This window comes from Thalassococcus lentus (assembly GCF_028023555.1).
GTDB classification, from domain to species: Bacteria; Pseudomonadota; Alphaproteobacteria; order Rhodobacterales; family Rhodobacteraceae; genus Thalassococcus_A; species Thalassococcus_A lentus.
Genome location: NZ_JAQIOY010000002.1, coordinates 373033 through 397836 on the forward strand (window position 1 = coordinate 373033; position 24804 = coordinate 397836).

Genomic DNA, 24804 nt, shown 5'->3' on the forward strand with positions numbered 1-24804 from the left:
TCTTTTACTACAGATTGCGGCGCGTAGGAAAACCTGCGCGCCGTTTTCTTTTTGAGGCCGCCAAAATCTGCGCGCAGACCAAAGACCCTTTGTCAGGTACGGAATTAGTGACTCACGCAGCGCGTTCAAAACACGCTAGGCTGTCTTCAGATTGTTTTGAGGCAACCATGATTAAATCCATCGTCACTTCCGCTCTGATCGGTCTTTCGCTTTGTTCGAACGCTGCCATCGCTGAGCAACCCGTCGAAATTGCAATCCTTCGCGGCAGTCATGGGCCGATCCCGGATCAGATGTGGGCAAAGATGCAGGATCTGTCATGGCATTCTGATATGCCCTGCCCCACGCGCGAAGAACTGAGCCTGCTGACCGTTCCATACAATGGGTTCGATGGTGAAACCAAAGAAGGCAAACTGATCGTGGCCGTCTCTGTTGCCGATGACATGCTCGACATCATGGCGGATCTCAAGGCTGCCGGTTTCCAGTTTCGACTGATGCGCCCGGTGCACGAATTTCTGGGCGAAGACCTGCGTTCGATGACCGCCAACAACACCAGCGCTTTTAATTGCCGGTTCATCGGCGGCACCAAGCGGCTGTCGGAACATGCACGCGGATTGGCCATAGACATCAATCCGGTCCAGAATCCCTATGTGCGCGGCGATTACACGTCGCCACCGAACGGGCGGGCCTATGACACCCGCAAGGAACGCGCTAACACGACAGACCCCGGCCTCATTCTGGCCGACGGCGCGGTTGTCGAAGCGTTCAAATCCCGAGGCTGGGGTTGGGGCGGCGACTGGTCTTCTTCCAAGGACTACCAGCACTTTTCTAAAAGCGGCAACTGACGAGGCCCCTGCCCGGCGCAATTCCACTTGAGCCGAGCCCTAATGAACGCCCGAACCGAGCGCCGGCACTGGCCTTCCCTGCGCCCATGTGAAATACCTTTTTCCGGAAGGCGAAAGGACGGCATGCATGAGCAAGTTTGACTATGATCTCTTTGTGATCGGAGGCGGCTCTGGCGGCGTCCGTGCTGCGCGGGTAGCAGCCGGGGAAACCGGCGCCAAGGTGGCCTTGGCCGAAGAAGATCGTTACGGCGGAACCTGTGTGATCCGGGGCTGCGTTCCGAAGAAGTTGATGGTCTTTGCGTCCGAATACAGCCACATGCCTGCCCACGCCCGCGCCTATGGCTGGGATATTCAGGACGGGCAGTTCGACTGGAACGCCTTTGGCGGTCAACTCAATCAGGAGCTCGACCGGCTTGAAAGCGTATATCGCAAACTCCTGTCTGGATCGGGCGTCGAAACCTTTGATGCGCGCGCAACATTGAAAGACCCGCACACGGTCCAGCTGTCCACTGGCGAAACCAAGACGGCCAAACACATTCTGATCGCAACAGGCGGACGGCCTGTCAGACCAGATCTGCCGGGTGCAGAACTGGGCATGGTTTCGGATGATATCTTTCACCTGCCAGAATTGCCCAAATCTGTTCTGATCATCGGTGGCGGATATATTGCCTGTGAATTTGCCTGCATTTTGCATGGGCTGGGCGTTAAGGTGACGCAGTACTATCGCGGTGCGCAAATCCTGCGCGGCTTCGACGACGAAGCGCGCGGTCTGATCGCAGACTCGATGCGTGAGCGCGGCATAGATCTGCACACGGGTACCAACATCGTTGAGGCCCGCCCTGCAGCAGAGGCTGATGCCGACGACATGGCAGCCCCGGTCGAAGCCGAACAATTCAGCCCGCGGACAACCCACGAAGGCCATAAGGGACCGGTCTGGGTCAAGGCCACCAACGGCTCGACTGCCGTCTTCGACAAGGTTCTGTTCGCCACCGGGCGCAAGCCAAACTCCGATGACCTTGGCCTTGAAGAGCTTGGGATTGCTCTGGGCCGCGGCGGGAAAATCGAAGTGGACGGCTATAGCCAGACATCGGTTCCGTCGATCTATGCAATTGGTGACGTTACCGATCGCGTAAACCTGACGCCCGTGGCAATTCGCGAAGGCATGGCCTTTGTCGAGACGGTTTTCAAAGGCAACCCGACCGAAGTCGATCATGACCTGATCCCTTCGGCAGTCTTTACTCAGCCAGAGATGGGCACTGTTGGCCTGTCCGAAGAAGCGGCGCGTGAACAAGAAGAAATCGAAGTTTACAGCACGTCCTTCCGGCCCATGCAGACCGCCTTTGCCCAACAACCGGATCGGGTCATGATGAAACTCATCGTGTCCAAAGAAACCCGCAAGGTACTGGGATGCCACATCGTCGCACCCGGCGCGGGCGAGATGATCCAGATGGCGGGCATTGCAGTGAAAATGGGCGCGACAAAAGAAGATTTCGACCGGACTGTGGCGGTTCATCCCACCATGTCCGAAGAACTGGTAACCATGCGCAATCCGGTGCGGACGGGTTGATTTCCTGATTAAAGCGCACAGGTTCTAGACTAGCAGACGAGACAGACGACCAAGAGGGAAAGACTCAATGGCAGGAAACAGCGGCGGCCCCTGGGGGGGCGGCGGTTCAGGCGGCGGCAACAATGGTCGCGGACCGAGCGGTGGTGGCGGCGGCGGAGGCCGCGGCCCCGATGATAACAATCAGATCCCCGAGATCGATGAGCTGATGAAAAAAGGCCAGGAACGCCTGCGCGTTCTGATGGGCGGCAAAGGCGGCGGCAACGGTGGCGGCGCCAACGGGTCTGGCGGCAACGATGGCGGACCGGGTCTGACACGCGGCACCGTGGTGCTTGGCCTGCTCGGCTTGATCGGCCTGTGGCTTTTCTCGAGCTTCTACACCGTGCGGCCAGAAGAACAGTCGGTCGAATTGTTCCTTGGCGAATACTCCAGCACTGGCAATCCCGGTCTGAACTTTGCCCCCTGGCCCGTGGTTACCTACGAGGTCGTCAACGTGACCTCTGAACGGACCGAAAACATCGGTGGCGGCCGCAATGGCAACGATGGCCTGATGCTGACCACAGACGCCAACATCGTGGACATCGAGTTCCAGGTGGTCTGGAACATCACGGATCCGGCGAAACTTCTGTTCAATATCCGCGACCCGCAACTGACGGTTCAGGCTGTTTCTGAATCCGTCATGCGCGAAATTATCGCGGCATCGAACCTCGCTCCGATCCTGAACAGGGATCGTGGATTGATCGCCGACAGCGCAATGCAAAGCATCCAAGCGACCTTGGATGAATATGACAGCGGTATCTCGATCGTTCGTGTGAACCTTGACGCAGCTGATCCACCACGCGAAGTCATCGACGCATTCCGCGAAGTTCAGGCTGCCGAACAGGAACGCGACCGTCTGGAACGTCAGGCTGACGCCTACGCGAACCGCGTTGTTGCCGAAGCCCGTGGTCAGGCAGCACAAACACTCGAAGAGGCCGAAGGTTATCGTAGCCAAGTGGTCAACAACGCTTTGGGTGAAGCCTCACGCTTTACCTCGGTTCTCGAAGAATACGCCAAGGCGCCAGAAGTAACGCGCCGCCGGCTTTACCTCGAAACCATGGAAAGCGTTCTGGGTGACGTGGACAAGATGATCCTCGACAACTCAATCACCGAAGGCGGTGCGGGCGGCGGCGGCGTTGTCCCCTATCTGCCACTCAATGAACTGCGCCGTCCGGCAGGAGGAAACTAAGATGCGTAAGACAAGTTATCTTTTGCCCGCCTTCGTCGTTGGGATCGTTGTACTGTTGTCGTCGGTTTTTGTCGTCGACGAACGCGAAAAAGCACTGGTCCTGCAGTTTGGTCAGATCAAGGCCGTCAAGGAAGACCCCGGTCTGGCCTTTAAAATCCCGTTCATTCAGGAAGTCGTACGCTATGACGACCGGATCCTGTCGCTGGACACGCAAACCATCGAAGTCACGCCCTCTGACGACCGCCGTTTGGTCGTAGACGCCTTTGCGCGTTACCGGATTGCTGACGTGGTTCAGTTCCGTCAGGCCGTTGGTGTCGGCGGTATCCGCGCCGCCGAAGATCGCTTGTCTTCGGTTCTGAATGCGCAGATCCGTGAGGTTCTGGGTGCCGATCAGGTCACATCTGATACGATCCTCTCCGAAGATCGCCGTGAGCTTATGACCCGTATTCGCGATCAGGCGCGCACCTCTGCGCGCGGTCTTGGTCTCGATGTTGTGGACGTGCGCCTTAAGCAGACCAACCTGCCCGAGCAAAACCTGAACGCCACGTTCGAACGGATGCGCGCCGAACGTGCCCGCGAAGCGGCTGATGAGATTGCCCGTGGTAACGAGGCGGCCCAGCGTGTTCGCGCCCTGGCAGACCGTACCGTGACTGAGACCCTGTCGGAAGCGGATCGCGAAGCCAACGTCATTCGCGGTGAGGCAGATGCGGAACGCAACGGCATCTTTGCCAACGCATTTGGTGCTGATCCCGAGTTCTTTGCCTTCTACCGTTCGCTGCAGGCCTATGAAAAAGCCCTGCGCGGTGGCAACTCGACCATGGTCATGACGCCCGACAGCCAGTTCTTTGACTACTTCAAGAGCGAGAACGCAGGCGCTCCGGCATCCCAATGACCGGGACGGACATACTAACGGGGATCGCTCTGGTCCTCGTGATCGAGGGGCTGGTGTACGCACTGGCCCCTTCGCTTGTGGAACGCATGCTCGAAGCTTTACGCGCCATGCCAATCGATAGCCGGCGCACACTCGGCATATTGACGGCGGCGACCGGTGTTCTGCTGCTCTGGATGGTGCAATAGCGCGACAAACCCGGTGAACGCCTGCCTTGGGCCTGCCATGACTGGCCACCCCTGCGGGATCCGTCTTGGCGGCGATATGCACAGTTCACGACTTGCTTTAGTGCCTGACAGGCCCGACCCTCTGCGGAAGCCTGTGCACTGCAACACCAAACAGCCCCTCTTAGAGCGCAAGACAGCGCCGCCGCCCTAGTGTGCGGCGCTCTTGCTACCCGTCACGGCGCTCCAGAGCGGGATCAGGATCTTGATGGCAATCGGGATCAGGATCAGCCCAACGATGAACCCAAGGATCCCGTCAATGACCGCCTTGGCGATCCAGTCACCGGCCGGATCGCCGCCGCCCATAGCATGCGCATAGTGGTGGATTGTGTCTTCCGGCCAATGCCAGCCCATCTGATGGAGGGAATGCACAATGATAGAGCCCCCTACCCACAGCATTGCCGCCGTCCCGACAATGGACAAGAGCTTAAGAAACCACGGCATCATCTTTACGATTAGGCGGCCCAGTCCGCGTGTCAGACCAAGCTTGCCAACCCGGCTCATCCACATGCCGACATCGTCCATTTTCACGATGATTGCGACCGCGCCGTAAACGGCAATGGTGATGGCAATGCCGACGACGGCCAAGGTGACGCCCTGAATCCAGTAGCTGTCGCTCTCGATTACGGAGAGCGAAAGGGTCATGATCTCGGCAGACAGGATGAAGTCCGTTTTGATCGCGCCCTTCACTTTTTCTTCTTCGAGCTTCTTGGGATCGCCGATATCGTGGCTGCCATCCGGGCCGCCTGAATGATCGTCATGCGGCATCAGGACGTGCACGATCTTTTCAGCGCCTTCGAAGCACAGGTAGCACCCGCCAAGGATCAAAAGGGGCGGAACAAGCCATGGCGCAAAGACCGACATCAGCATCGCCGCAGGCAGCAGGAAAACCAGCTTGTTGATGAAGCTGCCCCGCGCAATCCGCCAGATCATCGGCAATTCCCGCGCCGGCTCAAAGCCAGTGACGTATTTCGGGGTTACCGCCGCGTCATCAATCACGACGCCTGCCGCCTTGGCTCCGGCCTTGGCCGCGTTGGCCGCAACGTCGTCCACCGAGGCCGCCGCGATCTTGGCAATACCGGCCACATCATCCAGAAGCGCTAGAAGTCCGCTCATAACTCATACCCCGTTCTCATTTCAGCGCAGCCTAGCCGCCTTGTCGCCAAGCGCAACCACCGCACAACTCAGAATCACCACTGACCCTTTGCAAAGACCGTTAACGCAAACGACTTTTTTTTACCAAATTTCGTTAGCGCAATCAGCAGTCAATCGGTCACGTTTACCGCTAACAGTCTGTGGTAAATAGACTTTTTCCTTTGCTGCACCTGCACGCCACCGTATACCGCGCGCAACGCTTCAAAGGAGTGAACCTCATGACTGTCACCGTCGGGATCAATGGTTTTGGCCGCATTGGCCGTTGCACACTGTCTCATATCGCCGAGTCGGCGCGCAACGATGTGCAGGTCGTCAAGATCAACGCGACCGGCCCCATCGAGACAGCAGCGCATCTGCTGCGCTATGACAGTGTTCACGGTCGCTTTCCCGGCGAAGTCAAAGTTTCCGGAAATGCCATGGACCTCGGCCGCGGCCCAATCGATGTGATGTCCACCTACGATATGGAAGAGCTGGACTGGGGCGGCTGCGACGTTGTTCTGGAGTGCACAGGCAATTTCAACGACGGCACCAAGGCCAGCAAACACATCGAGCGCGGCGCCAAGTCCGTGTTGATCTCTGCTCCGGCCAAGAACGTTCAAAAGACAATCGTCTACGGTGTAAACCATCGCGACTTGCAGGCTGGCGATACAATGATCTCGAACGGATCGTGCACAACCAACTGCCTCGCTCCTCTTGCCAAGGTACTGGATGAAGGCATCGGCATTGAATCCGGCATCATGACCACGATCCACAGCTATACTGGCGACCAGCCAACACTGGATCGCCGCCACAACGATCTGTATCGCGCCCGCGCCGCGGCCATGGCAATGATCCCTACATCAACCGGTGCGGCCAAAGCACTGGGCGAAGTGCTGCCAAACCTCAAAGGCAAGCTCGATGGCTCTGCCGTGCGTGTACCGACACCTAACGTATCGGCCGTAGACCTGACCTTCTACGCCAAGAAGGACGTATCCGTTGCGGATGTGAACGAAGTGGTTGCCGAAGCAGCAGCGGGCCGGATGGGTATGGTTCTGTCCTACGATCCAGAGCAGAAGGTTTCTGTGGATTTCAACCACACCACCCATTCCTCAATCTTTGCACCGGACCAGACCAAGGTGGTCGGCAAGCGCATGGTCCGCGTTCTGGCATGGTACGACAATGAATGGGGCTTCTCGGCGCGTATGGCCGACGTCGCCGCAGCCATGGGCCGCGTTCTGCACTAATCGCGCTCACGCGATCTCATAACAAAAGCCCGGTCACGAATGACCGGGCTTTTTTGTCTTTACGGCTCTGGCGACAGCGCGCCGTATTCTACAGATAATCAGACCGTTGCAGGCCATACTTGGCCATCTTTTCATTCAGGGTTCTGCGCGGCAGGCAAAGCTCTTCCATGACCGATGCGATCGACCCTTTGTGACGGCGCATGGTGTTGTCGATCAGCATACGCTCAAAGGCTTCTACATATTCCTTCAGCGGTTTGCCCTCGGTCGTCATGACCGGCTGCATCTGATCGTGATCCGACATCAGCAACGAGGCGATGGTGCCCTGCCCGCGACGGGATTGCAGAACCGCCCGTTCGGCTAGGTTAATAAGCTGACGAATGTTGCCTGGCCATGGCGCCTGCAACAACTGCGCCGCTTCCTGAGCGGAAACTTTTGGCGCGTCACAGCCGTATTCTTCGGCAAACTGCTCCGACAGGCGCGTGAACAGGGTCAGGATATCTTCGCCGCGCGCCCGCAGTGGCGGGACAACGATTTTGAGCGCAGCCAAACGGTAATACAGATCCGACCGCAGCGCCTGTTCGCAGGTGCGGCCTTCTTCTTGCAGGTTCGAAATGGCAACGATGCGTGTTTCAGGCGGATTGCCCTGCTCGTTGATAACCGACAGCAACCGCGCCTGAGCCGCGTCGGACAGCGCTTCGATGTCTTCGAGCACCAATGTGCCACCGCGCGCTTCTTCCAGCGCCGGAAGCCGGGTTTCTTCGGGCTGCGCAGGCCCGAAAAGGCGTTGCATCAGCGCATCTTCGTCCAGAGCCCCGCAGGAAATCAGAACAAACTTCTTGCCCGCTCTCGCGCCTACCGCATGCAGCGCGTGGGCCACGAGCGTCTTGCCTGTCCCGGTTTCACCTTCGATCAGAACGTGGCCATCGGCCTGCCCCAGATCGAGAATGTCTTCTCTGAGGCGTTCCATCGCCGGGCTGGCCCCGATCAGCTTTTTCATGATCTGACCACCTTCGGCCAGTTCCCGGCGCAGCGCGCGCGTATCCAGCGTCAAACGGCGCGCATTGGTCGCCTTTTTCGCCAACTCAGACATGCGGTCGGGGTTAAAGGGCTTTTCCAGAAAATCATAAGCGCCGATGCGCATGGCCTCGACCGCAATAGGCACGTCGCCGTGGCCGGTAATCATGATCACCGGCAGCGCGCTGTCAGAGCCCATCAGTTTCTTGAGCAACTGAATCCCGTCCATGCCCGGCATCTTGATGTCTGAAATCACAATGCCCGGATAGTCTGCGCCAAGGGTGCCAAGCGCCTCTTCGGCACTGGCAAAGGTCTCAGTGTCATAACCGGACAAGGCCAGCCACTGACTGATCGACTGCCGCATATCCTTTTCGTCATCAACGATTGCGATCTTCATTGCGTTTGCCATGGGCTGTTACTCCGCCGCTTGTGTGGGCTCTGGAATGTCTTCCAAAAGAATGGGTAGCTGCATTTCGAAAACGGCGCCGCCGCGTTCGCCATTGCGGGCTGTCAGGCGACCGCCAAGGTCACTGACAATGCCGGACGAAATCGCCAGGCCCAGCCCGACGCCGTCACCCGGCTGCTTGGTTGTGTAAAACGGCTCAAAGAGCGACTCGAGGTCTTCGATCCCGTGGCCGTTGTCGCGCACCGAAAGCGTCGCCGTTTCACCGGCCGCCAGAATGATTTCCACCTGCGGGTCATCCACGGACTTGGTCGCATCGAGCGCATTCCTGAGCAGGTTCACGAGGACCTGTTCAATACGCATGCGATCCCCCATGACATTGACCGGCTCATCCGGAAGGATGCGGCTGATCTTGACCCTGCGGGACTTCAACTGAGGCTCCATCATCGACAGGGCCGAAGCCAAAGCATCTGCCATATCCACCGGGCTCAGCATTTCCTGCCCCTTGCGGGCGTAGGATTTCAATTGCTGGGTGATTGCACCCATGCGGCCGATCAGGTCGTCGATCCGGTGAAAGGCGGTCATGGCCTCATCAGGCCGGTTGCGGCGCAGCAAGAGCCTCGCACCCGCCAGATAGGTTTTCATAGCCGCAAGCGGCTGGTTCAATTCGTGGCTGACCGCCGCAGACATTTCACCCAACGCCGCAAGCTTTGAGCTTTGCGCCAATGATTGTTCGGCAACGGCAAGGTTCTTCTGCACGCGTTCACGCTCGGAGATTTCGGCCTGTAGACGTGCGTTCAACGCGCGCAATTCGGCCGATTCCCTTTGGAAGAAAACCAGCCGGCCAGCGGTACGCCGTGACAGCGCATAAAATGCCAGAGCCGCCAAGAGCGCAAATCCCATGATCTCCAAAGCGAGGACGGCGTTCACCTTTGCCCGAACCGAGGCGTAGGTGGTAAAGGTTGTCAGCGTCCAGCCGCGGAACGGGATACGCCCGTCGATGCGCATAACGGCCTCACCGCGCAGGTAGGCGTCGGCATCCTGCACAGTCCAGTCTGCGGTCGCCTGTATGGCCCGTTCAATTGCGCTGCCAGCCGGTTGCCGTTCAAGCGCGGCCTCGGGGGCCAATCCACGCCACCGTGGTTCGGTGGCCAGAATGATGACACCTTCGCTGTTGGTAACCATAACGGCGTCGGAAATCCCGGCCCATGCGCGCTCAAACTTCGCCAGATCCACCTCAACCACAATCACACCAATGGTGCTGCCCTGGCTTTCCATCCGCCGCGAATAACTAAAGCTGTAGCCACCGGATTCGCGCGGGATCGCGGAAAAGACCGTCGAATTGGAACGCACCGCGTCGATGTAATACTGCGCCGACCGGTGCGCTTCGCCCAGCCGGTTGCGATCCGTGGCGGCCACCGTGCGGCCCCCTTCATCCAGCAACATCAAGGATGCAGCGCCGATTTCGTCCACATACGAAATCAGCCGCTGCGAGCTTTGGGCAAAGTCAGCGGAATTCAAAGCCCCGATCAGCGCGGGATCGCGGGCCAGAAGCTGCGGGACAATCGCGTTCCTGCGCAATTCCGAAACGAGGTTACCCGAATAAAGCGCCAGCCGCAGTTCGGCGCGGTTCTTGGTCGTTTCGGTAAACCGGTCGGTCAGCAACGTGTTCGTAACCAGAACCGTAATGACCGAAACCACAAACAGAATTCCCAGCGCAACGCGCACGCGCCACGACAGGGATACAGCGCGCCGGGCGCGTCCAGTGGGTTTCGGCAACTGAGCCATAGCGTAGAGGATAGGCACCCATCCCCGATTGCTCAAGTCACGCCTCGGTCAACGCCTTGGTCATATGAGCAAAAAGGCGCGCACCGTCTTCGTTGCCATGAGCGGAATCCGACGCACGTTCGGGATGGGGCATCATACCCAGCACTCTGCGGTTTTCCGACAGAATGCCCGCGATATCACGCGCCGAGCCATTGGGATTGTCAGTGTAGCGGAACGCCACCCTGCCCTCGCCCTCAAGCCGATCAAGGCTGGCATCATCAGCAAAGTAGTTGCCATCGTGATGTGCAATCGGCAGCGCGATCTGCTCACCTGCTTCATATCCACCGGTAAAAAGGCTCTGGTTTTCCGAAACGCTCAGCCCCACGGTGCGGCAGATGTATTTCAACCCGGCATTGCGCAGCAACGCGCCGGGCAGCAGCCCGGTTTCTGTCAGAACCTGAAAACCGTTGCAGACGCCCAACACGAAACCGCCGCGCTCTGCATGTGCCTTGAGTGCGCCGACAATGGGCGCGTTCGCCGCAATAGCCCCGCAACGCAGATAGTCGCCAAAGGAAAATCCGCCCGGCACAGCCACGAGATCAGTGCCTTCGGGCAGAGCGTCATCCTTGTGCCAGACCATCGTGACATCAAAGCCCACCGCTTCGAGCGCAACCTTCATGTCGCGGTCGCAGTTTGAGCCGGGGTAAACAGTGACGGCAGCTTTCATAGCTATGCTCCTGTTGAAACTGTTAACCGAAGGCTCAGAGCACTTCGATGCGGTAACTTTCGATAACCGTATTGGCCAACAGCTTCTCGCACATCTCGCCAATCTGGGCCTCAGACGTGCCATCGGCCAGATCAAGTTCGATCACCTTGCCCTGACGGACGCCGTTGACCCCTTCAAACCCAAGCGATCCAAGTGCGTGTCGCACAGCCTCGCCCTGTGGGTCCAGAACACCCTGTTTCAGCATTACATGCACGCGGGCTTTCATGGCGGTTCTCCTTGTCTGCGAGGCCAGAAGTGTTGAGGCAGGAGGAACCGCATTCGGCCCCGAATTGCAAGACACAATCCGGGGCCGAAGGGGTTGGTTATTGCAGATTTCCGCTGCGGGTGATCGTTCCGGCGTCGTCATCCATGTCGAACGCGCCTTTTGCCGACCCACGCAGATCATTGTCGGTGTAGGTGCCCTGCCCGTTCTCGTAGATCCGGAAGGCATGCCAGACATTGCCGCCGATCTTGTTGTTGCGCACCGTCGGCTTGCCCGCGGTCTTGATCTCAAACCCGTAGTAGGCATTGCCCGTCACTTCATTGTCTTCAAAGACCCCAAGACCGTCATCGTAAATGAACACGCCGCTCTGCTTGCCGTCTTTGACAAGGTTACGCGTCACGAGCGGGTTAGCGCCGCCTTTAACTGCGATGCCAGCAAATCCACTGGTCAGGATATCGTTGTCCTCAATCCGGCCTTTGCCGCCGTCATAGACATAGATGCCGCTTTCCTTGGCGTCGCGAATGGTGTTGTTGCGCACCACCGGATCCGAAGCTTCGGTGATCGACACACCGGACAGCGCATTGTTGTGGATCGTGTTTTCCTGAATGAGGCCAAGACCCGCTTCCTGAACGTAGACGCCTGAGGCTTCGCCGTCATAAATCTCGTTCCGAATGATAACCGGGTCAGCCTTATCCTTGATCTCGATGCCCGCATACTTGTTGCGTACGATCTCGTTGTTCTCGATCCGTCCGCGACCCTCGGTGTGAATATAAACACCGCTGGCCTTCCCGTCGCGCATCACGTTGTTGCGCACAACAGGGTTCGCCCCGGTCTTGATCTCGACACCGGCATAGGTGTTTTCAAAAAACTCGTTGTTTTCCACCAGACCCCGGGCGTTGTCATAGATGAACAATCCGCCCTGCGCGGAATGGTGGATCTTTGAGTTGCGTATGATCGGATTGCTGTCTTCCTTCACACCAACCGCCGCCAGACCGGTCGAGGTGGCATCGACCCCGTCCATTGTGGCAGTGCCGCTGTCAAAGAACACGCCAAAGTACTTCCCGCCGTCCTGAATGACCGACAGATTGGCAAGCTTGCCGGAATTTGCCGTCCAGTGAACAACGTGATCCTCTGCGACACGCAGGATGATCTCGGATGCGTCACCCACGCCCACGATGTCCAGTGGCTTGTCCACGTTGATCGCCTCAACATAGGTGCCCGGGTAAATCTGAATTTGAGTGCCCGCCGCCGATTTGGCAACCGCGTCAGCAATCGAGCGGAAATCACCGCCACCGCCAGCGCGCACCGACACGGTTGGCCCGTCGTGGTCTTTCACACGCGGCGCGTTATCGACAGGCGCCGCAACCGGCACGGTACATTCGCGCGCAATCATAGCCTTGGCCATGCCAGCAAAGGTGTGGCTGCCGCATTCGGCCGCATAGGCCTCATACCCGCCGCACCCCAGTGCCTTGGCCTCTTTCCACATTGCGTCACAGGCCGAAACCTGAACCACAGGCTTTGGCTGCGGGGTCGGGCCATTGTCCACGTCCGAGACCACCGCTTTCAGCACCCGGCTCTGGGCCAGAATACGGGTCATCGGGATCGCCATGTTGAACCCGCTGCGGCTGTCGCCGGCGTGGTGCAACCCGATCACACGCTTGTCCGAAATCCGAATAACCGGCGAGCCGGAGTTCCCGCCGAGCGTATCGCAGGTGTGCACCAGCTTGCCTTCATCCGAAATCGAAGGAGAGGCCGCCGCGCAACCCTCACGGCTGATGTGCTGGGACTGTCCCTGAGGATGGCCAATGATCCAAAGGAACTCAGCGTCCTCGGGATCAGCCGCTGCCAGTTCAAGAAAACCGTATTTGCCCGATGGATTGCCGAAAACCCGCAGCACCGAATAATCCAGCTCACGGTTGGTTTCGACAATCTGCGGGCTGACCGTGAAGCGATCGACCCCGGCGGCACGGCCGGGTTTGATATAGCCCGCAACGAATTGCGCCGCCTGAATACCGCTATCGGCTCCCGAAGGATCGCCATCCATACCCGGCACGCAGTGGTGATTGGTCAGGATATGCTGTTCATCAACGATGAACGCCGTGCAGAACCCGGTCTTTCCGTTCTCAAACAGCATGTCCAGACGGCCAATCGGACGCCCCAACCGAACAGCCGGGCTGTTTTCGCCATACTCGACTATCGGCTCGTTCTGATAGTCGCCGATGGCCTGTTCAAAAGTCAGTCCGCCCGCCAGTTGGCGCGGCTGCACTACAATCTTGCCGAAATCACTGGGATCAAACTCGGCTGGCTGAGCCATGGCCGAAACACCTGTGATGGCTGCCAGCGCGGCGCTCAGGAAAAAATTGCGCATAACACGTCCCCCATATTGAAATTTACCCAAGGGTAACCCCGAGGGTCCATTTCTGCCAAGTAAAGGATTCCATGCCCCAACGTTTTTTTGGGCCGCGACGCGCAACCGTCCGGCATGGGGCTGCCAGAGCAGTTTCTTCTCTGGCTCAATACTCTGGGGGGTTTGGGGGGCAAGGCCCCCCATCACATTAGTTGATCAGCGTCGGCTTCGTCGGGTGCGTCGCCTGTTTGGGCATGACACCAAGGCGTCGTGCGACCTCGGTATAGGCATCAGTCAGCGAGCCGAGATCACGGCGGAAGACATCCTTGTCCAGCTTCTGGCCCGTTTCGATGTCCCACAGACGGCAGCTGTCCGGGCTGATTTCGTCGGCGATGATCAGGCGCTGGAAATCGCCTTCGTAAACGCGGCCAATCTCGATCTTGAAATCGACCAGACGAATGCCAACGCCATACAGCAGACCTGACAGGTAGTCGTTTACGCGCAGCGCCAGGGCAATAATGTCGTCCATGTCATGCTGGCTGGCCCAGCCGAAGGCCGCGATGTGCTCTTCGGACACCAGCGGATCACCCAGCTTGTCGTCCTTGTAGCAATATTCAACGATCGGACGCGGCAGCTGTGTGCCTTCTTCCAGACCCAAACGCTTTGACAATGTGCCGGCGGCATAGTTGCGCACAATCACTTCGAGCGGAACAATCTCGCAGGACCGCACCAGTTGCTCGCGCATATTCAGGCGTTTGATAAAATGCGTCGGAACACCGATGTTGCCCAGACCGGTCATGAAGAACTCGGACAAGCGGTTGTTCAGCACGCCCTTGCCTTCGATCACGTCCTTTTTCTCGGCGTTGAAGGCAGTGGCATCATCCTTGAAATACTGCACGATGGTGCCCGGCTCCGGGCCTTCATACAGGATCTTGGCTTTGCCTTCGTAAATCTTTTTGCGCCGTGCCATACGGGGCCCCTTTCAAACGCGAAAGCCGCGCGAAGGGCCGCGCGGGTGTCTGGGCATCCCATAGAGCAAGGCTCGGCGCGCCGCAAGCAGGCCGCGCCGAGACAAATGGTGTCACTTGCGTCGTCTTTTGCCCATCAGACGCTGAAAGACACCGGGGCGTCCACGATCCTGAACGACAGGGCCTTTGTTTTGCGGCAAGGGGCCTGCCAGATCTTCGTGATCCAGCGGGCTGCTGGGATGAACCAGCATCATGACGTCAAAGGGCACGCCCTCTTCAGTGCCGGCGGGCACATAGCGGATCCGGTAGGATTGCTCCGGGCTCTGGCCTTCGTGGCCCAGCGTGTGACCATCTTGGAATACATGCCCGTATTCCAGAACCATCGCGGTGCTCATGTGAACCATCCCAGCCGCGTCTTCGATGGAAACCGGTGCTTCGGCATGGCTGGTCTCATAGGATTTGAACGGCAACAGCCCGCGCGTGCCTGCCACGGACATGACCCCATGTGGTGTCTGTTTCTGCCCGATCGCATAGCTGATCCAGTCGGTAATCGGCCATTTGTCCTGCATGGCGGTGTCCGCCATCTGCACGATCCGCTCTGTCGGCAGGAAATGATCCGCGCTTTCCCAGTAAACGGCCAGCGCAACCGGAAGTTTGGCAAAGATCGCGGCAAGACAGCTACAAAGACGTGCAGCACGGAAGCAATCCATCATGTCGGTGCTGGCCGCACCAACAGACACGCAGATATATGAAGCATTCTGCGCCAGGGCCGCTTCCATGTCCGGAACGATCCGGGTCTGGCGATGGCTCAGTTGATCCATGGACCATGTGCCATAGCCGGGAAGCCGAATGGCGGTGGCGATCAAGGCGTCCTTGCCTTCGCCGCCCAGCAAAATTGGGGCGGTGATAAAGGCGTTCGTATCACAATCCTGATCAAGCGCTTCGGCCCCTGCCCGAGGCCGGATATCCAGATCAGGAAAATCCTCGAGCAAGGCGTTCCGGATTTCTGCCGTATTGAACTGCAAAGCCTCGGACAGCAGCACATAGGCGCTGAAAGTCGGGGTGTCTGGGCGGTCTGTCATATCACATGTCTCAGGCCGCGGACCGGCCTTTGACCATCAACTGCGTCAGCTCGCGGAACTTTTCGACTGAAATCCCCATTCGCTGGGCAATGCCGGACAGTGTGTTCACTTCGTTTTCGTCAATATGACCATCCGAAGCCGCAACCTGCATGCTGATCGCCAGAGACATTTCGCGCAGAACCATCGGCAGAACGCTGACCGCTTCTGCCAAAACGGTTGCGCCACCGCGTTGATGCAGATCCAGTGTGACTTGCTTGACCAGCTCCAACGCCGCGTCAAAGCCGATTGCCTGCACCTCTGGAACCAGCAAACTGCGCTCCACAAGGGTTTGGGTCTCTTCCCATGCCACTTCGCCGTCGGCGTAGCAGGTCAGAATGGGCGCAGCCAGAACAGCGCGCGCGATCTGAATGTTGTGGGCATTTGCATCGGGTTGTGCAGGTGCAGCTGGTGCGTTGCTTTGGCCCGACCGCAGTTTTGAAAACAATCCCATAAATTGGTCCTCGCTCAATTACTCGTTTGACGCCAGTCAGCATCACCCAGCATCGTGACCGATTTGTGACTGCCTCAAGACCGCCTCCTGACAACTCTCAGGATATTTCGTGGCGTTGCCAGAGTGCCGCATTTTGCCCGCCGCCCCTTGCACAGCCCGCAGCAGAGCGGCATATCGAACAAGACACTTTTGCCCAAGGGAGCGAGTCCATGACCACATTCGACGATCGCGAAAACGCGTTTGAGAACAAATATGCCCATGATGCCGAGATGAAATTCAAGGCCGAAGCCCGCCGCAACAAGCTGCTGGGCATGTGGGCCGCAGAACTGCTGGGCAAGTCCGGTGACGATGCAGCCGCCTACGCCATGGAAGTGGTCAAAGCCGACTTTGAAGAAGCCGGCCACGAGGACGTTGTGCGCAAGGTTGCAGGCGATCTGGGTGACAAATCCACACCCGAAGCGATCCGTGCCAAGATGGACGAACTTCTGGTCGTTGCCAAAGGCCAGCTGATGGACGAAGCCTGACGGCCCCGCCACAGACACAAGACAACGAAAGACCCGCCAATCGGCGGGTCTTTTTGTTAGCAGTTACCGCGCTCTGCTCTGGCAGCCCGCCCAAGAACCGCAACGCTTGTCAAAGCCGTCCGGCTCTGCCACTTGCAAAGCTATGACAGCCAAAACGCCGACAAACCCTGTATTGCGCGCCTGCCTTTGGATGAGCGGCGCAATCGTGTCGTTTACCATCATGGCGATCGCCGGACGGGCAGTCAGTCTGGACCTCGATACCTTCGAAATCATGATGTACCGGTCTATTATCGGCTTTGTCCTCGTTGTCAGCCTCGCGACAGCCTTTGGCACACGCGGTCAGATCACTAGGCGGTCCATGGGCTGGCATGGCCTGCGCAATGTGTTTCATTTCGCCGGCCAAAACCTCTGGTTCTACGCAATCACCGTCATTCCGCTGGCTCAGGTCTTTGCGCTTGAGTTCACTTCGCCGCTTTGGGTGATGATCCTTTCGCCTCTGATACTGGGTGAAAAGCTGACGTTTAACCGCGCGCTTGCAGCGGTGGTTGGCTTTGCCGGGATCCTGATTGTCACACGGCCGGATGCCAATGCGATATCGCCCGGACTTGTCGCTGCCGCGCTTGCGGCCATAGGATTTGCCGGATCTGCCGTTTTCACACGCCGCCTGACCCGCACTGAAACGATCACCTGCATCCTGTTCTGGTTGACCGTCATGCAGGCCGTTTTGGGCTTTTGCTTTGCGGGATATGATGGCGACATCGCCCTGCCCGCCGCCTCAAGCTGGCCTTGGGTCGTCATGATTGCCTGTGCAGGTTTGGTTGCGCATTTCTGTCTGACCACCGCACTGTCCCTTGCACCCGCAACGGTTGTGATGCCCATCGACTTCACCCGGTTGCCCGTCATCGCCGTGGTTGGCATGCTGCTTTATGCGGAACCGCTGGATCCCTTCGTCATTCTCGGGGCACTTCTGATCTTTGGCGCAAACTACGGAAATGTCTGGTTCGAGACGCGAAAACAGCAGTAGCTGCCCGCTTTTTACGCCAAATGCCCAAAAAAGGGCTGTTACATAAACGTGACGCAGCGTTCCACAACCGGTAAGTTACGTACGGTCAAAGATTGACCGAAACACACCGCCCCTCGTACTTTCGCATGAGAAGCACGGCATACGTGTTAGGGATGAGGGTCTACTATGAAGAAACTAGCAACGAGCGTTGCGGCACTCGCTTTGGGTGCAGGAGCAGCATCAGCCGGCGGTATCGAGCGCGGCAATATCAACTACAGCCTGCTGTTCCAGTCGGGCAATCACATCGAATTCGGTGCCAGCCTGGTCAATCCGAATGTATCCGGTGAATACCCGGCAGCCTTGGGCGGCGGCAGCACTGGCAATATGGCCAAGTCTTACGCCTCGCTGAGCGCGTCCTACAAAAATCAGCTGTCCGACAATCTCGACTTTGGTCTGTTCCTGAACACCCCCTACGGTGCAAACGCGCTGTACACTCAGGGCGTGTACACTGGTCTGGCCGCGGATTGGGAAAGTAAGGGAACAGCCGCGATCCTGAAATACCGGATCGGTGATCGTTTCTCGATCTTCGGCGGATTGCGTTATGTCGAATCCACCGCGGACATCGCAATTCCTGAACTGCTGGTTCGCAACTCTGTCGGCAACTACGCGACGGATCTTGGTGCACAGGCCGCACAGCTCGCCGCTGATGCTGGCGCGGCAGCCGTGGCGGGCGATCTCGCCACTGCCGCAGCTCTAGGCGCAGAAGCGGCGGCATTGGGCGCCGAAGCAACACGCCTTGGCACCGCGGCAAACCCGCTGTCCAACCCGCTTGGCGATCCCGGCATGACCTACACGGCAACTGGTGAAAAGCGTGGCGATGTGGGCTATGTCCTTGGTGCAGCTTACGAAATTCCAGACATCGCTCTGCGCGTTGCCCTGACTTGGGAAAGCGGCATCACGCACAAGTTCGACACAGCCGAAGCTCTGACGTCGCTGGGCATCAACGGCAATGGCACCACCGAGGTGGAGCTGCCGCAGTCGATCGCCCTGGATTTCCAGACCGGTATTGCACAAGGCACCCTGCTCTTTGGTGGCATCAAATGGACCGAATGGTCCAAATGGGAAGTCCGCACGCCGGCCTATGAATCGGTTACAGGTGGCCGCGTGACAGGTCTCGACAATGACACCGTCACATACCGCCTCGGCCTTGGCCGCCAGTTCAACGAAACCACCAGCGGTTTTGCCCAGATCAGCTACGAAGCGTCGACCGGCGATGTTGCTTCCCGTCTCGCGCCAACAGATGGCCGTATCTCGCTGGGCATCGGCGGTCAGTGGCAGGATGAGAATGCAAAGCTGCGCGCTGGTATGGAATACGTATCGCTTGGCGACGCGACAGACGGTTCCGGCGTTGAATTCTCCGGAAACAGCGCCATCGGCGTCGGCATGTCTTTCACCCTGTCCTTCTAAACAGTCAGACAGGTCTAGCATCGAAACCGGCAACCGTTTGGTTGCCGGTTTTTTTTGTGCCCAAAGGTGCCTATAGGTGAAATGACCCGATCTGGGGCATAGTGCACCGCATGCGGGACATTGCGATTCTCATTCCGGCGGCTGGCCGGTCCTCACGGATGCGAGGCCAGGACAAGCTGCTGAAAGACATTGACGGGGTTTCTCTGCTTAGGCGCAGCGCCGAACGGGCCCTGTCCACGCAGTGCCATGTGGTCGTTACAATACCCGGTTGGGAACATCCCCGCGCCGAGATCTTGGCAGGTCTGCCAGTGCAGATCGTCGAAGTTCCTGATGCCAGCGATGGAATGTCAGCCTCAATTAGACGCGCGGTGGCCGCCTTGCCAAAGATCACCCGTGGTCTGATCATCCTGCCAGCCGATATGCCAGACATCACAGCAAGCGATATTGAAAGCCTTATCAAGGGCTTCGATGCCGAACTTACACCAACTGTGCAACAGGCGACGAGCTTTGATGGGACACCGGGCCACCCGGTTTTATTTCCATCGGATTGCTTTGTTTCCCTGCGGCAACTGACCGGTGACGAAGGCGCGCGGTCTGTTCTGAAGGCCAACCGTCACCGGCTGCGCTATGTGCCCTTGCCCGGTCTGAATGCCCTGACGGATCTGGATACACCCGAGGCCTGGACCCGCTGGCAATCCGAAAACGCCTAAGCCCGCATCATCACCCACCAACCGAAACGCAAAAGACGAGGCAGGTTTCCCTGCCCCGTCTTATGTTTTTGCTCAGCCACCCGAAAGCAGCTGAACGTGCTGCATAATCTGTGGAAGCGACCTTACTTGGTCAGAAGCTGCGCTTCGTGCTTCTTGAGCGAGCGGCGCGCGGAACCGTAGGCGTTCAGACCTTCGGCATGCTCCAGTTCGGGGAACAGCTCCAGGATTTCCTGACGCTGCGCGTTGCCGATGCCCTTGAGGCTGTAGTCGCCAGGCTGGAAGCTTTCCGTCCAAGCGCCGTTCGACAGGATCACTTCGTGCTGTTCGAACATCACGTGGATGTAGGCAACACCCAGGCTCTCGACCACATCGACGCCTTCCAGACCAGTCAGGTGCTTGGCAGCGACCAGAACTTCACGCTCTTCGAAGTAAAGCGCAGTCTTGTCATTTGCCACCAGAACCCGGTGGTTTGGCGATACCAGCATGTCATGCTCAGGCAGGTTGTTGCCCAGTGCACCCTTCTGGATCAGGATCGGGTTGAAGTGAGGCTGACGGGCCAGTTCGTGACCGGTGAGGTCCTTGCGACCAACCCACTTGATCTCCTGGATGCCGTTGTCACGTGTGATGACACGATCACCAACCTGAAGATCTTCAACCAGACGTTCACCCTGCGGTGTCGCGATCAGCGTACCCGGCGTGAAGCAAGGCACAACCTGTTCGATTTCGAAGAAGTCGAAACCACCAGTTACGTTGCCGTCGCCGTCCAGATACTCAACGGTGCCGTCAATGCCGTTGCCGTTGCTGTCAGGTGACGTGTCGACAATGCGCCAGTCTTCGCCGCGTGTGCCCAGACCGGTCAGGTCCAGAACGTCGAAGTCGTCGCCTTCGAACCCACCGTCGATGGTGTCGTCCTGACCTTCAGGACGGCTGCCAACAATGATTACGTCGCGATCTGCACCGCCATCGATGTCATCGGCACCTGCGCCGCCGTCCAGGGTGTCTGCACCCTGACCGCCGATCAGCGTGTCGTCGTCGTTTCCACCAAGCAGGCTGTCTTCATCGATGCCGCCGTCAAGAACGTCATTACCAGAACCGCCGAGCAGAGTGTCATCATCGTCGCCACCAATCAGTGTATCATTGCCAAGTGCACCAAGGATGCTGTCACGGTCGTTTTCAGGGACTGTGTCGATCGCGTCGATCAGTTCCAGAGCACCAAGGTTCGAACCGTCGATGTAGTCGTTGCCCTGACCACCATCCAGCGTATCGGAGCCGTGGCTGCCGATGATGCTGTCGTCGCCCTGACCACCCATGACCAAGTCATCGTCGATGCCCGCATCGATGGTGTCGTTGTCTCCGCCACCGTCAATCGTGTCACGGTCATCACCTGTCGAGATAGAGTCGTTGCCCAGGTTGCCCTGCACGCTGTCACGCCCATCTTCTTGGTTCGGATCGTTAACAAAACCCAGATCATTCAACGGTGAACCGGGCGCAAAGCTCGGATCATCGCCAATGTAATCGGAGAAGGTGTTGACCCCGACGTTGATCGTATCATCACCCTGACCGCCCGAGACTGTGTCCGCACCCTGAGGGTCGTTCAGCAGGTCATTACCGCCGCCCAAATCAACAAGGTCGTCATCGATGCCCGGGTCAACGGTGTCATCACCGCCGCCAGCCGAAATGGTGTCTGCGTCATCGCCGGTGCTGATGCTGTCAGCGCCACTTGTTCCGACAACACTGTCCAGATCATCGCTTGGATCGTCGTCTTCATCCAGACCGTTCAGCGGATCATCGTCCTGATCTTCCGGAGCAACCGGGAACACATCGGTGTCGATGCGGCCGTCGTCTTCGGGCTCAACCGTTACGACGATTTCGCCGGTGTCGGTGCTTGTGCCATCCGTAACGGTGTACGGAATGGTGTCGTCACCGGTAAAGTCAGGGTCCGGCGTGTATGTCACGGTGCCATCAGGGTTCAGCGTGGCAGTACCGTTTGCGGGATCGCCCACTTCGGTCACTGTCAGCGGATCGCCTTCTGGATCTGTGTCATTGCCCGCAGGATCCGCGATGATGACAGGCGTGCCCTCTTCGGTGGTGGCCGTATCGTCAACTGCAACGGGTGGGCCATTGTCAGTCACGGTTACGGTAACCGTCGCGGTGTCGCCTTCACCATCGGTGTCGAGGATTTCGTAGGTAAAGCTGTCTGTACCTGTGAAACCAGCATCCGGTGTGTAGGTAACGGTGCCATCGGGGTTGATCGCCGCTGTACCATTGAGCGGATCGCCCAGATTGGTCACGATGAGGTCTTCAACCGGATCTTCGGCATCGAAGTCATTCAGCGCTGGATCGATGATAACCGGTGTGTCCACAGCCGTGGTCGAGGTATCGTCGAACGCAACGGGCTGCGTGTTTGTGTCCGGAACGACGGTCACGGTTACAGTTGCCGTGTCGGTCGCGCCATCAGGCTCTGTGATCGTGTACTCAAAGGTATCCGTGCCACTAAAGCCAGGATCCGGTGTGTAAGTGATCGTTCCATCCGGGTTCACAGCTGACGTGCCGTTCAGCGGATCGGTTGCGGAAACCGTGGTGATCGGATCGTCCTCTGGATCGGTGTCGTTTTCCTGAACGTCAATCACGATCGCAGTGTCTTCGTCCGTGGTTGCACTGTCGTCGACAGCATCAACAACCGCCGGATCGTCGGTCACAGTGACGATGATTTCGCCCGGTGTGTCATCGGTGCCATCGGTTGCAACGTAAGGAATGGTGTCCTCACCCACAAAACCAGGGTCCGGCGTGTAGGTCACGGTGCCATCGGGATTCAGAACCGCGGTTCCGTTGGCAGGATCGCCAACAGATGCCGTGGTTACCGGATCACCATCTGGGTCTGTGTCGTTGCCCGCTGGATCGTCGATGACAACTGCTGTGTCCTCAGGCGTGGTCGCTGTGTCGTCCACGGTTGTCGGAGGCGTGTTGTCGTCTGTGACAGTCACGGTCACGATTGCCGTGTCGCTGTCACCGCTGGTGTCAGAGATGTCGTATTCAAAGGTGTCGGTCCCAACAAAACCGGTGTCCGGCGTGTAGGTGAAGGTACCGTCACCGTTGTCGACAACAGAGCCGTTCAGCGGATCGGTGTTGAACGTAACGGTCAGCGCGTCGCCATCAGGATCGCTGTCGTTGTCGATCGCATCGATCAGCACAGCGGTATCAACAGGCGTTGTTTCCGAGTCGTCCTCGGCAATTGGAGGACGGTTGCCATCAGTCACGGTGACGATGATTTCGCCTGGTGTTTCTGCGATGCCATCGGTCGCAACGTAAGGAATGGTGTCCTCACCCACAAAACCAGGGTCCGGCGTGTACGTAACTGTGCCATCGGGATTCAGAACCGCGGTGCCGTTGGCAGGATCGCCAACAGATGCCGTGGTTACCGGATCACCATCTGGGTCTGTGTCGTTGCCCGCTGGATCGTCAATGACGACATCGGTGTCCTCAGGTGTTGTCGCCTCATCAGGTTCTGTGATGGGGGCGTCGTTGACCGGATCAACTGTAACGGCCACTTCGCCTTCGTCGCTGTTCCCGTCTGGATCAACGATTGTATAGGTGATGGTGTCCGGACCGTTGTAGTCAGGGTTTGGCGTGTACTCCAACGTGTTGTCGGGGTTGATCGACACGGTGCCGTTCAGCGCTGATGCCGAAGTAACGGTCAGCGGCTGGCCCTGTGGCTCGATATCGTTGGCCAGAACGTCGATCGTGATGGCCACATCTTCGTCGGTGGACGCCGTGTCATCAACCGCGATTGGCGGCTCATCAACAACAACATCAACCGTCGAGAAGTTGATGTCGGAAACGGTCACACCCTGCTGGGCGTCGCCACCGTTGCCGTAAGAAATAACGATCTGAGCAACCGGTTCGTCGATCGACACCAGAACTGAACCGGTCGAGTCTGTGTAACCGGTTAGGCTGGTGCCTGTCGCGGTCTGACCCGAGACAGCAGGACCGCCGGCTTCGGGTGTCAGCGTAACTGGAACTTCGTTGCCTTCGGCGTCGTAGGCACGGACCGTCACGATGTCTTCGAAACCGCCAGCGCCAAAGTTCTCAAGGTCACCATCCAGGGCCGAGAAATCGATGTCGTTGATGCGGAAGGAAACAGTCTGCACTTCATCAGTGAAGTTTTCGGTGTCGAGCGCACGGAAATCCAGTGTCGCAGTCGACGTGCCAGCCGCGCCATCGTCATTGGCTTCGTCATAAAGCTTTAGGAACGAGTTGGGGTTCAAGTCGTCTTCGGCTTCAACATACCCGTCAGCGTTAAAAGTAAAGGCAGACGCATATTCATCATCGGCCGAGAAAGTCACATCAACAGCAACACCACCGGTGTCCACCGTTGTTGTAACGCCATCGGCGAGCGTCGTGCCAAAGGGCCCAAGATCGCCCCAGTTCAAAAACAGATCAGCCATTCTACGACCCTCTATCAAGTCAGACGAGGCAGGTGCCCCACGCCGCATGAGCGGCAACAATGCTCACGCACTGCCCTATCCACAGTTACTCGCCATGCCTGCAAAAATGCGAAGTGTATCGCGCGCCTCGTACCCACGTCTTTACGTGGACGAAGATCGCCATTGCGGCACGAGCGGATTCTCCGCTCTCGCGTCACCTCGCATCAGCACAGATGCATAACAGTTCAGCGGCCGCCCCCGTGGCCAGCAGTCTTCACCCCCCAGTTGGGCTTGAGGGAATTAATACTTTGAAGCGGGGTGGCCTCAAAGGGAAAAAAGGCGGAAACGAGGCAAATATGGCGAGAATGGTGCTGCGAAAGAATAGGTTTTGGTCCAAATTGAAAGGTGTATTTTAGGCTATTGTTTCCAACCTCCACGACAGCCACCGCACAGCAAAGCTATAAAATTAAGGCCGATGAGGCTTGTCTGAT

20 protein-coding genes are annotated in these 24804 nt (G+C 58.1%); 10 read left to right on the forward strand and 10 right to left on the reverse strand.

Annotated features, from left to right (window positions below):
* The first annotated feature begins 167 nt into the window (after positions 1–167).
* The 5 genes from PFY00_RS06915 to PFY00_RS06935 all read left to right on the forward strand — a co-directional run bounded on the left by PFY00_RS06915 (position 168) and on the right by PFY00_RS06935 (position 4711).
* On the forward strand, positions 168–842 hold the full coding sequence (locus PFY00_RS06915) for a M15 family metallopeptidase (RefSeq protein ID WP_271431802.1): 675 nt from the start codon (positions 168–170) through the stop codon (positions 840–842).
* Between the two features lie 127 nt (positions 843–969).
* The gene (locus PFY00_RS06920) at positions 970–2409 is read left to right on the forward strand and encodes an FAD-dependent oxidoreductase (protein ID WP_271431803.1); all 1440 of its coding nucleotides are present in this window, start codon (positions 970–972) and stop codon (positions 2407–2409) included.
* Between the two features lie 67 nt (positions 2410–2476).
* Positions 2477–3634 carry an FtsH protease activity modulator HflK gene (gene hflK / locus PFY00_RS06925; protein ID WP_271431804.1) on the forward strand — a complete coding sequence of 386 codons (1158 nt, stop codon included), beginning with the start codon at positions 2477–2479 and terminating at the stop codon, positions 3632–3634.
* A 1-nt stretch (position 3635) separates the two neighbouring features.
* Positions 3636–4526, forward strand: a complete 891-nt coding sequence (gene hflC / locus PFY00_RS06930) for a protease modulator HflC (RefSeq protein ID WP_271431805.1) — start codon at positions 3636–3638, stop codon at positions 4524–4526.
* Positions 4523–4711 carry a DUF2065 domain-containing protein gene (locus PFY00_RS06935; protein ID WP_271431806.1) on the forward strand — a complete coding sequence of 63 codons (189 nt, stop codon included), beginning with the start codon at positions 4523–4525 and terminating at the stop codon, positions 4709–4711. Before hflC ends, PFY00_RS06935 begins: the two co-directional genes overlap by 4 nt.
* Before the next feature lie 186 nt (positions 4712–4897).
* Here the strand turns inward: PFY00_RS06935 and PFY00_RS06940 are convergent, their stop codons facing one another.
* Positions 4898–5863 carry a DUF808 domain-containing protein gene (locus PFY00_RS06940; RefSeq protein WP_271431807.1) on the reverse strand — a complete coding sequence of 322 codons (966 nt, stop codon included), beginning with the start codon at positions 5861–5863 and terminating at the stop codon, positions 4898–4900.
* A gap of 257 nt (positions 5864–6120) precedes the next feature.
* Here PFY00_RS06940 and gap point away from each other — a divergent pair, with 257 nt between their 5' ends.
* Positions 6121–7125, forward strand: a complete 1005-nt coding sequence (gap, locus tag PFY00_RS06945) for a type I glyceraldehyde-3-phosphate dehydrogenase (RefSeq protein WP_271431808.1) — start codon at positions 6121–6123, stop codon at positions 7123–7125.
* 88 nt (positions 7126–7213) lie between these two features.
* Here gap and PFY00_RS06950 read toward each other — a convergent pair whose 3' ends face one another.
* From PFY00_RS06950 to PFY00_RS06985, 8 genes are all read right to left on the reverse strand, one after another.
* Positions 7214–8548: a sigma-54-dependent transcriptional regulator gene (locus tag PFY00_RS06950; RefSeq protein ID WP_271431809.1), complete on the reverse strand. Its 1335-nt coding sequence runs from the start codon at positions 8546–8548 to the stop codon at positions 7214–7216.
* 6 nt (positions 8549–8554) lie between these two features.
* Complete coding sequence (locus tag PFY00_RS06955; protein WP_271431810.1) at positions 8555–10330, reverse strand: ATP-binding protein; 1776 nt, start codon at positions 10328–10330, stop codon at positions 8555–8557.
* Between the two features lie 37 nt (positions 10331–10367).
* A complete protein-coding gene (gene purQ, locus PFY00_RS06960; RefSeq protein WP_271431811.1) occupies positions 10368–11036 on the reverse strand; it encodes a phosphoribosylformylglycinamidine synthase subunit PurQ in 669 nt (222 codons plus the stop codon).
* 34 nt (positions 11037–11070) lie between these two features.
* Positions 11071–11301, reverse strand: a complete 231-nt coding sequence (purS, locus tag PFY00_RS06965) for a phosphoribosylformylglycinamidine synthase subunit PurS (protein WP_271431812.1) — start codon at positions 11299–11301, stop codon at positions 11071–11073.
* Positions 11302–11398: 97 nt separating this feature from the next.
* A complete protein-coding gene (locus PFY00_RS06970; RefSeq protein ID WP_271431813.1) occupies positions 11399–13666 on the reverse strand; it encodes a right-handed parallel beta-helix repeat-containing protein in 2268 nt (755 codons plus the stop codon).
* A gap of 187 nt (positions 13667–13853) precedes the next feature.
* On the reverse strand, positions 13854–14615 hold the full coding sequence (purC, locus tag PFY00_RS06975; RefSeq protein WP_271431814.1) for a phosphoribosylaminoimidazolesuccinocarboxamide synthase: 762 nt from the start codon (positions 14613–14615) through the stop codon (positions 13854–13856).
* Positions 14616–14726: 111 nt separating this feature from the next.
* Positions 14727–15695 (reverse strand): hypothetical protein, encoded by a 969-nt coding sequence (locus PFY00_RS06980; protein WP_271431815.1) that lies wholly within the window; start codon positions 15693–15695, stop codon positions 14727–14729.
* A 10-nt stretch (positions 15696–15705) separates the two neighbouring features.
* Positions 15706–16185 carry a TerB family tellurite resistance protein gene (locus tag PFY00_RS06985; RefSeq protein WP_271431816.1) on the reverse strand — a complete coding sequence of 160 codons (480 nt, stop codon included), beginning with the start codon at positions 16183–16185 and terminating at the stop codon, positions 15706–15708.
* A 209-nt stretch (positions 16186–16394) separates the two neighbouring features.
* On the opposite strand from PFY00_RS06985, the gene PFY00_RS06990 reads away from it, so the two are divergent.
* The 4 genes from PFY00_RS06990 (at position 16395) to PFY00_RS07005 (ending at position 19889) form a co-directional block, all read left to right on the forward strand.
* Entirely contained in the window at positions 16395–16709 is a 315-nt protein-coding gene (locus PFY00_RS06990; RefSeq protein ID WP_271431817.1) for a DUF1476 domain-containing protein, read from the forward strand.
* Between the two features lie 142 nt (positions 16710–16851).
* The gene (locus PFY00_RS06995; RefSeq protein ID WP_271431818.1) at positions 16852–17733 is read left to right on the forward strand and encodes a DMT family transporter; all 882 of its coding nucleotides are present in this window, start codon (positions 16852–16854) and stop codon (positions 17731–17733) included.
* 165 nt (positions 17734–17898) lie between these two features.
* On the forward strand, positions 17899–19179 hold the full coding sequence (locus PFY00_RS07000) for an OmpP1/FadL family transporter (RefSeq protein ID WP_271431819.1): 1281 nt from the start codon (positions 17899–17901) through the stop codon (positions 19177–19179).
* Between the two features lie 110 nt (positions 19180–19289).
* Positions 19290–19889, forward strand: coding sequence for a nucleotidyltransferase family protein (locus PFY00_RS07005; RefSeq protein WP_271431820.1), 600 nt, complete (start codon positions 19290–19292; stop codon positions 19887–19889).
* Positions 19890–20011: 122 nt separating this feature from the next.
* Here the strand turns inward: PFY00_RS07005 and PFY00_RS07010 are convergent, their stop codons facing one another.
* Positions 20012–24334: an Ig-like domain-containing protein gene (locus tag PFY00_RS07010; protein WP_271431821.1), complete on the reverse strand. Its 4323-nt coding sequence runs from the start codon at positions 24332–24334 to the stop codon at positions 20012–20014.
* Between the last annotated feature and the right edge of the window lie 470 nt (positions 24335–24804).